9 protein-coding genes are annotated in these 9,523 nt (G+C 50.9%); all 9 read right to left on the bottom strand.

Features of this window, described 5'->3' with window-relative positions:
* Positions 1-39: 39 nt before the first annotated feature.
* The 9 genes from ACOYIE_RS06475 to mutS all read right to left on the bottom strand — a co-directional run bounded on the left by ACOYIE_RS06475 (position 40) and on the right by mutS (position 9,359).
* Positions 40-669 carry a DivIVA domain-containing protein gene (locus ACOYIE_RS06475; RefSeq protein WP_433411548.1) on the bottom strand — a complete coding sequence of 210 codons (630 nt, stop codon included), beginning with the start codon at positions 667-669 and terminating at the stop codon, positions 40-42.
* 85 nt (positions 670-754) lie between these two features.
* On the bottom strand, positions 755-1,024 hold the full coding sequence (locus ACOYIE_RS06470; protein ID WP_433411546.1) for a YggT family protein: 270 nt from the start codon (positions 1,022-1,024) through the stop codon (positions 755-757).
* Between the two features lie 12 nt (positions 1,025-1,036).
* Positions 1,037-1,498 carry a cell division protein SepF gene (locus ACOYIE_RS06465; protein ID WP_433411544.1) on the bottom strand — a complete coding sequence of 154 codons (462 nt, stop codon included), beginning with the start codon at positions 1,496-1,498 and terminating at the stop codon, positions 1,037-1,039.
* A 20-nt stretch (positions 1,499-1,518) separates the two neighbouring features.
* Positions 1,519-2,244 carry a YggS family pyridoxal phosphate-dependent enzyme gene (locus ACOYIE_RS06460; protein ID WP_433411542.1) on the bottom strand — a complete coding sequence of 242 codons (726 nt, stop codon included), beginning with the start codon at positions 2,242-2,244 and terminating at the stop codon, positions 1,519-1,521.
* Positions 2,241-3,539, bottom strand: coding sequence for an HlyD family efflux transporter periplasmic adaptor subunit (locus ACOYIE_RS06455; protein ID WP_433411540.1), 1,299 nt, complete (start codon positions 3,537-3,539; stop codon positions 2,241-2,243). The genes ACOYIE_RS06460 and ACOYIE_RS06455 overlap by 4 nt, the downstream gene beginning before the upstream one ends.
* A 20-nt stretch (positions 3,540-3,559) precedes the next feature.
* On the bottom strand, positions 3,560-3,811 hold the full coding sequence (hfq, locus tag ACOYIE_RS06450; protein ID WP_433411550.1) for an RNA chaperone Hfq: 252 nt from the start codon (positions 3,809-3,811) through the stop codon (positions 3,560-3,562).
* 30 nt (positions 3,812-3,841) lie between these two features.
* Positions 3,842-4,783 carry a tRNA (adenosine(37)-N6)-dimethylallyltransferase MiaA gene (gene miaA / locus ACOYIE_RS06445; RefSeq protein WP_433411538.1) on the bottom strand — a complete coding sequence of 314 codons (942 nt, stop codon included), beginning with the start codon at positions 4,781-4,783 and terminating at the stop codon, positions 3,842-3,844.
* 9 nt (positions 4,784-4,792) lie between these two features.
* Complete coding sequence (gene mutL / locus ACOYIE_RS06440) at positions 4,793-6,715, bottom strand: DNA mismatch repair endonuclease MutL (protein ID WP_433411536.1); 1,923 nt, start codon at positions 6,713-6,715, stop codon at positions 4,793-4,795.
* A 55-nt stretch (positions 6,716-6,770) separates the two neighbouring features.
* Positions 6,771-9,359, bottom strand: a complete 2,589-nt coding sequence (mutS, locus tag ACOYIE_RS06435; RefSeq protein WP_433411534.1) for a DNA mismatch repair protein MutS — start codon at positions 9,357-9,359, stop codon at positions 6,771-6,773.
* Between the last annotated feature and the right edge of the window lie 164 nt (positions 9,360-9,523).

Below are 9,523 nucleotides of genomic sequence, written 5' to 3'. Positions count from 1 at the left end.
CGACATGTTGCCGTGTCATTCCTTTCGCTATTGCTTTTCTTACTTTACATCCTTGGGGTCATACTCAGCGCCGAACTTCAGCTCTCCGAAATCGAACTTGCGGGTTGCATCCTCAATCGGCTCATCTGCCTGTTCGGTTACCGGCTGCTGTGCAGCGGCTTCCGCAGACGGCTGCTGTTCTGGCGCTTCCTGCGGCTGCGCCGGCTGTGGACGAACCAGCTGTTCGCTTTTGACCAGCTCGACCAATGCCTTCGCCTGCGCCTGATATACTGCAGACACACGCGCAATAAACTCAACCGTATTCTTTTTCGCAGCTTCCAGCTTCTGCTGTTCTAATATGATTTCATCCTGCGTGGTCTTGACCTTATTTTCTGTCTCATCCTTAGCGGCCGTAACGATTTGCTCGGCTTCCGCCTTCGCTTTATCAATCGTATCCTGTGCAATCGTCTGTGCGCTCATCAGCGCGCGGCGCATACCGTCTTCAACCCCGCGGTATTCTTCTATCTTATCGACCAACACTTTCATCTTTGCCTTCAGCGCGGCGTTTTCTTTTTGCATAGATGCAAATTCATCCGCCACACGCTCCAGGAAAGCGTCGACCGAGCGCATGTCATAACCACCGAAAACCGCTTTTTCAAAGCCGATTTCCTGAATTTCCTGCACTGTCATATGTTTTTCCTCCGTATAATTCTATATATACCATATCTGCCGTAAAATGGCCGGGCTGCACCCGACCATTTCGCTCGCCCCATTATCATAAGCTATAGAGCAATGTCAAAATAAGCTCCAAGCTGAAAAACGCTAAAAGAAACGAAATATCCAGCGGAAAACCGCGCAGCGCGTCAAACCGGTTCAGCAGGTTTCGGAACGGCAAAATGATTGGTTCTGTCACCACATACAAAAATTCTGAAATTTTGGAATCTCTGCTCTGCGGAAACCAGGACATAATTGCACGCACGAAAAACATAAGTTCCAGACACCGTATAATTGCTGTCGCAAACCGCAAAATAAATAAATTTATCACAATACTTTAACCTTAAAAATACATGCCGCTGCTTTCCAGCTCGTCAATCAGGTCGCCCATGATATCAACGTTGTACGGCGTAATAATGTAAGTACTGTTCGCAACCTTTTTGATCTTGCCTTCGTTGGCATAAGCCACACCGCTCAGGAAGTCCACCAGGCGGCGCGCGACATCTTTATTGGTCTGCTCCAAATTCAGCACAACGGTGCGCTTATCCTTCAGGTGGTCTGCAATCTCAGCCGCATTTTCAAAACGATCCGGTTTAACCAGTACTACAGCCAACTGCGTGGTTGCATTAATATTTACAACTTTATTTCCGCGACGAGGCAGCGGTGTCTCCTGCGGAATGCTGTCATACGGCGATGCACTGCTCGTCACAGGCTCTTCGCTGCGCTGCCGGGGCAATTCCTCCTCAAACTCGTCCTCAACATCCTCGCCCTTTACCCAATCGATAAAGCCTTTGATCGAACCCATACCAAGTTCCTCCTTACGTTTTAAGGGATAACGACCTGATACGGCCGCGCGCCAAAAATCGCCGTGCCGATGCGCACCATGTTTGCGCCGCACGCAATTGCCGTCTCAAAATCGTTTGTCATGCCCATAGACAAATAATCCATATTTACATTATCGTATTTTTTCGTCAAAATGTCAACAAATACTTGTTCCAGCTCGGTGAAATAGCGAAGGTTTTTCGTATTTTCATCTGCAATTGGAGGAATTGCCATCAAACCGCGAATAGAAAGCGCTTTTTCTTCACTTAAACAGGCAATTGCTTCATCCAGCTCCTCCAGCAAAAATCCGCTTTTGGCCTCTTCTCTGCCAATATTGACCTCTAAAAGAATATTCTGGGTGACACCGCGCTTTCCTGCTTCCTTGGCAATTGCTTTACCCAGATGCAGCGAACCCACCGACTGTATCAGCGACGCTTTGCCAATCAGGTATTTGACCTTATTGGTTTGTAATGTGCCGATAAATTGCAGGTCAGCGCCGGCGTAAGCATTCTTCTCATACTTATCCAGCAGCTCCTGCACCCGATTCTCTCCGCAGACCCGAATACTGTACTGAATAGCCGCCTGCACGCGCTCGGCATCATTCATTTTTGTTGCTGCTACCAGCGTAATTGCGTCGGGGTCCCGACCTGAGCGGATGGCGGCCTGTGCCACACGCTCCTGCACGGATTGTATCCGGTCATGCAATATCATTTTTTCCTGCTCTGTCATTTCTTCACCACCATATTATTTTTCAGATCCTTGCCGCGTATAATAATTTGATCCTGTGCCACCAGTGCGCCTGCATCCGTGGCACTCTGCTTCACCACATAATACGAATCTGTCTCATACAGCTTTTGAATCGTCTTTTCTTTTTGTATCGACCCACTCAAAATGTATACCCCAAGCGTTTGCCCCCCGTCTCCGTCGCTCACCATGCGCGCCGCCTGTTTTGGCACCTTCAGGCCGGTATAGGTGCCAAGTATGATCTCAATCGGTTGATCGCGCATGGAAACCAACTCGCTGTTAAAGTCCGATCCTTCCAACACAAGCAGCGCCGTGTCTGCATTGCGCTCTTGAATGATTTTATAAACGCTGACCGGCGTCTCTATGGAAGCCTGCGTGAAAGAAACGGTCAAGTGCGTATCAAGTCCGTTATCCTCTCGCGCTTCCAGCACCTTATTCACTCTATCTGCTTGTTCCACAGGAACTTCGGCAACCAGATACCAACTGAATCCCTGAATAATTTTTCCCAGCGAGCCATCGGCGCTGCTTTTATGTCCGCTCTGTATCAGCTCATGAAAACGAGCGATAGAGAGGCTTTCCAATTCTGCCGGAGAAAGCACTTGTTCATATCCATCTATAATTTCGGAAAAATAACCCGAAGCAGAAGCGGTTATTTCTTTTGTTTTCCCCAATAGCTGCTGCTGCAAACTGTCTCGCTGCGCAGCCAGCGCATTCCGTTCTGCGCTGATGGACGCCGCGTCTACTGAGCCCGCCTCCCGCCGCAGGGATAAAGTGCGCAGCGACTCAGCCGAGGATGCCAGCGCAGCACCTGAACCATTTTTCGCCTGTTCGGCCATCTGTTGCAGTCCCAAGGCAATCAGTTGGTCCAATTTAGCTGCGTCGGACCCGCTTCCCACAGATTGCAGTGCAGTATCCAGCAGCATGATTTTGTCTTCCAGCGGCTCAAGCTCACGGCTCAGTGCCAGCGCCTGCTCATTCACATATACAGTGGCCAGCGGCGCACTCTGCTGCACACGTTCGCCACTGTATACCGTATGCCTGACGGAATCTCCCACGCTTCCGGTGACCGGCAGTTCATCCCTGAAAAACCACCCGGTTGCTGTAAAACTGTCATTCACCGTAACTGGCATGGCCGGAACGGTCTGTATGCTGTCCGAAAACGCAAAGACAACCTGTAAGCTAAAATAAGCAACCAGCGATACGGTAATCAGCAGTACGGTTAACCGCTTGTTTCTGCGCTGTTTTTTCCGATGACGATTTTGCTTTTTCTCTTCGTCCATAGCTTAACCTCATATGTAAGTTACTCCTGCTGCACGCGCTCTTCCCGCGGTGTACGGAGATCAATGCATCTTGATGGAACAATGGTAGAGACGGCATGCTTATAAAGCATCTGCTGTCTTCCATCACTCTCCAACATCACAACAAAGCTGTCAAATCCGCGGATGATTCCGCGCATCTGAAAACCGTTTGTCAAAAAAACGGTAACCGTTTGTGCCTGCTGCCGCAAAATGCACAATACCCTATCCTGCAGATTAATCTCGTTTTTCACAATGATTCCTCCTAATAATTTACATTTCTGGTATCATTGTACACCGAGTTTTTGCAGATATTCTGTCGCTTCTTGCAGCACACGCGGCAGTTCTTCTCCCTTATTATAATAGATCCAGTGGATACTGTCATCTCTTTTCAGCCAGGTAAGCTGTCTTTTTGCGTAATTGCGGCTGCGGCGTTTGAGCAGTTCCAGGCAGTCCTCCAGCGAAGCCTCTCCTTTCAGGTAGCCGAGCAGTTCTTTGTATCCGATGGCCTGTGCCGCCGTACCGGACAGCATTCCTGTCTGCATCAGCCGTCTTGTTTCCTCCAGCAGGCCCTGCGCAATCATTTGGTCCACGCGGCGATCAATACGCTCATACAAAACATTCCGGTCTTCAGGGCATATGCCCAATTTAACGGCAGCATATTTGGGAGCCGCGCGCTTGTGCAGACGATTGAATTCGTTAATTGTCATTCCAGTCTGCTCATATACCTCCAGTGCGCGAATCACGCGTTTGAGATTGTTGGGATGGAGGCGCTCTGCACTTTCAGGGTCCACTTTTAATAGACATGCATGTACCGCTTCATTTCCTTGTGCAGACGCCATATTCTGATACTTTTCCCGCACAGTCAAATCCGTTTCGTCCCCGGAAAACGTACTGCATTCGATCAGTGCGTCCATATATAGGCCGGTTCCTCCAACTACCACCGGAATCATACCGCGCCGCAAAATATCCTGGGCAGCAGAATCTGCCAATTCCACATAGCGCGCAACGGAAAAGTTTTCAGCCGGTGTGCAGACATCAAACAGGTGGTGAACAATCCCCTGCTGTTCTTCCACACTCGGCTTGGCCGTGCCAATATCCATACCGCGATAAATCTGCATGGAGTCAGCGGATATAATTTCTGTATGCAGCCATTTGGCCAGTGCAACAGACAGGGCTGTTTTTCCGCTTGCTGTTGGACCGCATATACAAATCAGACGATTGTTCATATACATCCCCTATTGATTGACGCGCTTAAACAACTTATCCATTTCATATTTTGTCAGGCGAACCGTAGTCGGTCTGCCGTGCGGGCAGGAGCGAACGTTTTCATCATACATCACACGGCGGCACAGGTCCTGCAGTTCTGTCAGGCTGGTCGTTCGTCCCGCCTTGATGGCTGCTTTGCAGGCTACCGTATGAATCAGCTCATCCAGCCGGTCAGGCACTACCGCGCGGCTGCTCAGCAGTTTTTCCGACAACTCGCTGATAACACTTTGAATATCGCCGCTGTCCAGGTAAGCCGGTGCGCTGCGCACGGCAAAACTGTTTTCTCCAAACGGTTCAATCGCAAAGCCCACTTTACGAACTTCCTCTATCTGCGACTGCACAGCCCCAGCCTGCTCACCTGTCAGTTCAACAATTACAGGAACAAGCAATTGCTGCTGCGGCATATCTATCTCTGCGCGCAATTTGTTGAACAAAATTCGTTCATGCGCAGCATGTTTATCAATCAGGATCAGTCCTTCTTTGTCCTCTGCAATGATATAGGTCTGAAAACATTCTCCAATCACACGGATGCCGCTGTCCAGCGGCTCTAATACAGGCGGTTCGGCCGCCGCTCTGCCTGTCCCTCGGGCCGGTTCGCTCCCTTTGCCGCATACCGTATTTTGAGCCGGCATAACCGGCGCAGCGGGATGCGGCGGCGGAACGTCTGCATCAAAAACGCTTGGGGATGCCGCAGCCAGCACGTTAGCATGTATTTCCTCTTCACGCGACGGAACTGCAAGCAGAAAATCCTCCAATTTAGGGGCGTTTACCTTACGCGCCGGCGATGCGTCAGTCTCCACACGAACAGCAAAGCGCTGCTGTTCTGCTGCCTGCTCGTTTTCCTGCGGTGCCGGTGCAGGGGCTGCCTTTCGTTCCCGATGCGTTAATTGCGGAATATTATCCCCCGCATGCAGGGCATTTTTACAGGCAATATACACGGCCTCAAACACGGGTTTTTCCTGCGAAAACTTCACTTCGATCTTCGCAGGATGCACGTTGACATCAACAGCAGCCAAGGGAAGATCCAGAAACACCGCGCCGGACGGATATTTTCCGGTAATCATCGCATTTCGGTAAGCTTCCTCCAGCGCCGCCTGCATCAGCCGGCTTTTCACATAGCGTCCATTAACGAAAAAATGCTGCATAGAACGGTTGGGGCGGCCGGCGTGCGGCTTTACAATATAGCCATGTACCTGCATACCGTTTCGCTCGGTTAATGGAACTTCCAGCATATCGGCGGTCAGTTCTTTTCCGAAAACAGCGAAAACCGGCGCGATCAGTTTTCCTTTTCCATCCGTCGAAAACACCTGCTTGCCGTCCCGAATCAGTGAAAAAGCGATTTCCGGATGAGAGAGCGCCGCGTGCTGTACAACGCTCAGAATATAGCCCGCTTCGGTAAAATCTTTCTTCAAAAACTTCATGCGGGCAGGCGTATTATAAAACAGGTCGCGTACCACAATGGTCGTCCCCTCAGGACAGCCCGCTTCCTCCTGTGTTTGCAGCTCTCCGGCTTCCAAATGCAGGTGCAGCCCTGCAATTGCACCTTTTTGACGGGTAAAAAGGTCAATCCGCGTCACCGACGCAATGGCCGCCAGCGCTTCTCCACGGAAGCCAAGCGTACCAATTGCCATCAAATCCTCTTCGGTACGCAATTTGCTGGTCGCATGACGGCGAAATGCCACCGGCGCGTCCTCGGCCGACATACCGCAGCCGTTATCTGCAATACGGAGGTATGAAATCCCTCCGTTTTCAAGTTCCACAGTAATACGGGTCGAACCCGCATCAATCGCATTTTCGACCAGCTCCTTTGCCACGGAGGAAGGCCGTTCCACCACCTCACCCGCTGCAATTAAGTCAGCAAGATGCGGTGAAAGTTCATGGATGATTGCCAAAATGCTCTCCTTTCAGCACGGTTGATTGCAATAAACACATCTGCAAATCTCTATATCACAGCAGTTTTTTCAGCTCATACAGTGCGTTAAGCGCCTCAATCGGCGTCATGGTGTCAATCTGAAGCGAGCGCAGACGGTCAGCCACCGCGCCGCCTGACAGGGTTTCCATCGTCACCTGCGGCGCATCCTCCTCACGCAAAGCATGCAGTTCCACCTTGGGTGCAGAAACCTCCAGGTCTGCCAGCACTGCTTTGGCGCGCTTAATCACCGCATTCGGCACGCCGGCCAGCTTGGCTACCTCAATGCCATAACTGTCATCCGCGCCTCCGCGAACAATTTTGCGTAAAAAAGTGATATCGTCTCCGCGCTTTTTCACTGCAATATTATAGTTTTTCACGCCTTTGACCATGTCTTCCAGCACGGTCAGTTCGTGATAATGGGTAGCAAACAGCGCACGCGCGCCGATTCTGCGCGGATTGGCAACATATTCAATCACGGCACGCGCAATGCTCATGCCATCGTATGTTGAGGTGCCTCTTCCAATCTCATCCAATATCAGCAGGCTCGACTTTGTCGCATTCTTCAGAATATCTGCCACTTCGCTCATTTCCACCATAAACGTGGACTGTCCGCTTGCCAGGTCATCCGATGCGCCTACACGGGTGAACACTCTGTCCGCTACACCGATGTGCGCAGATGTGGCCGGAACAAACGAACCGATCTGCGCCATAATGGTAATCAGTGCAACCTGACGCATATAGGTGGATTTACCCGCCATATTGGGGCCTGTAATGATGGCAACCCGATTTTCACCGCTGTCCAGCAGCGTATCATTGGGAATAAACAGACTGTCTGCCAGCATTTTTTCAACCACCGGATGACGGCCGTCCTTGATATCAATCCGGCTCGAAAAATCAACCGTCGGGCAGACATAGCTGTTCTCGCATGCCACCTGAGCCAGCGAACACAGCACATCCAATGTGGCAACTGCCTGCGCTGTTTTCTGTACGCGATGTACTTCCGCTGCAATGCGTTCACGAACGGATATAAAGACATCGTATTCCAGGTTTGTCAGCCGCTCCTGCGCACCCAGAACCGTACTTTCGAGCTGTTTGAGTTCTTCTGTTATGTAGCGCTCGCAGTTGGCAAGTGTCTGCTTGCGAATATAAGAATCCGGCACCAGATCTGCATTGGCCTTGCCCACTTCAATGTAATATCCAAAAACGCGGTTATAGCCAATTTTAAGCTTGGAAATACCTGTTTTTTCTCTTTCTGACTGTTCAATCGCTGCGATTTGGCCCTTACCGCCTGAGGCAAGTTCGCGCAGATAATCAATCTCCTCATTATAACCGCTGCGAATCAATCCGCCTTCGCGCAGCAGAATCGGCGGTTCGTCTACAATGGCGTGCTCAATCAGTCCGCGCACATCCTCTAAAAGGTCTATACGCATGGCTAAGTCATGCAGCATCGCCTGCCCAAACATCGCCGCCTGCTGCCGTATCTCCGGCAGACAGCTAATTGCCGCAGCAAGCGCGCGCAAATCGCGTGCGTTGGCTGTGCCATAAGTAACTCTGGCAATCAGACGCTCCATATCAAACACTTTTTTCAGCGCATCTGCCAGCGCTGTGCGCGTAATAAGATCTTCACACAGCGCGCAGACCGCCTGCTGGCGTCTGACAATATGCAGCGGATTGTGCAGCGGCTTTTCAATCCACTGGCGAATGAGCCGCCCGCCCATTGCCGTCTTGGTCTTATCCAGCACCCAAAGGAGCGTGCCTTTTTTCTCCTTTGTGCGCATCGTCTCACACAGCTCCAGATTGCGGCGCGCAATCAGGTCAAGCTCCATATACTGTCCCTGGTGATATACCTGCAAATGATTCAGACTGGCAAGGCAGGCCTGCTGTGTCTGTTCCAGGTAGCTGAGCAATCCCCCCAGGCACTGCACCGTCTGCGGCAGATCAGCAAGGCCGGCTGCGTCAAAATCTTCCACTCTAAAATGTGCTGCGGTACGTTCGGCCGCGCGCTGCGTATCAAAACATTCATCCGGCATCGGTTCTACCAGCGCGTCCAGCCGCTGTTTCAGGAAAGAAAGCAGCGGTTCTGATGCTACGGCAGTTCCACCCACCAGCACTTCCCGCGGCATAAAGCGGCCCAGCTCACTTGAAATATCCCGCCACTCTGCGGAGCCGGTTGCATAAACCTCGCCCGTGGAAATATCGGCAAAGCATACGCCAATACCGCTCTGTTCCGCATAAATGCAGCCCAAAAAGTTATTGCGGTTTTCTTCCAGCATGGATGCTTCAACCACCGTGCCCGGCGTAATCCGGCGCACAATCTCACGCTTTACCAGACCTTTTGCCAGCTTAGGGTCCTCCATCTGTTCACAAATGGCAATTTTATACCCTTTGCGCACCAGTTTGGCAATATAGCTTTCCGCACTGTGATAGGGTACGCCGCACATCGGGGCGCGCTCCTCCTGTCCGCAGTCCCTGCCGGTCAATGTCAGCTCCAGCTCTCGGGAAGCAAGTTTGGCGTCTTCAAAAAACATCTCATAAAAATCGCCCAGACGGTAAAAAAGGATATAATCCTTATTTTTATTTTTCACTTCAAAATACTGTTTCATCATGGGCGTGAGTTCAGCCATTTCTATCCTCCTGCCTGTATCCTGTTGCTTTTAAAAATTATAATATTCGTCCGAAAACGACAAGTTTTTCACATCAAAGCTGCGGCGCACCGATTGGGTATGCGCATAAACATCCATAATCGGCTCCAGTGCAAACGTTTCTGCCAAGGTATCGAGCACATGAC

This window comes from Agathobaculum sp., assembly GCF_050946325.1.
In the GTDB taxonomy this organism is placed as follows: domain Bacteria; phylum Bacillota; class Clostridia; order Oscillospirales; family Butyricicoccaceae; genus Agathobaculum.
This window is presented reverse-complemented; position numbering and strand designations above follow the sequence as displayed.

Excerpts from the sequence above, each read along its gene's own strand:
- miaA (WP_433411538.1), bottom strand. The coding sequence starts at position 4,783 with ATGAACAATCGTCTGATTTGTATATGCGGTCCAACAGCAAGCGGAAAA.
- ACOYIE_RS06465 (WP_433411544.1), bottom strand. The coding sequence starts at position 1,498 with ATGGGTTCGATCAAAGGCTTTATCGATTGGGTAAAGGGCGAGGATGTT.
- mutS (WP_433411534.1), bottom strand. The coding sequence starts at position 9,359 with ATGGCTGAACTCACGCCCATGATGAAACAGTATTTTGAAGTGAAAAAT.
- ACOYIE_RS06460 (WP_433411542.1), bottom strand. The coding sequence starts at position 2,244 with ATGACAGAGCAGGAAAAAATGATATTGCATGACCGGATACAATCCGTG.
- ACOYIE_RS06475 (WP_433411548.1), bottom strand. The coding sequence starts at position 669 with ATGACAGTGCAGGAAATTCAGGAAATCGGCTTTGAAAAAGCGGTTTTC.
- ACOYIE_RS06455 (WP_433411540.1), bottom strand. The coding sequence starts at position 3,539 with ATGGACGAAGAGAAAAAGCAAAATCGTCATCGGAAAAAACAGCGCAGA.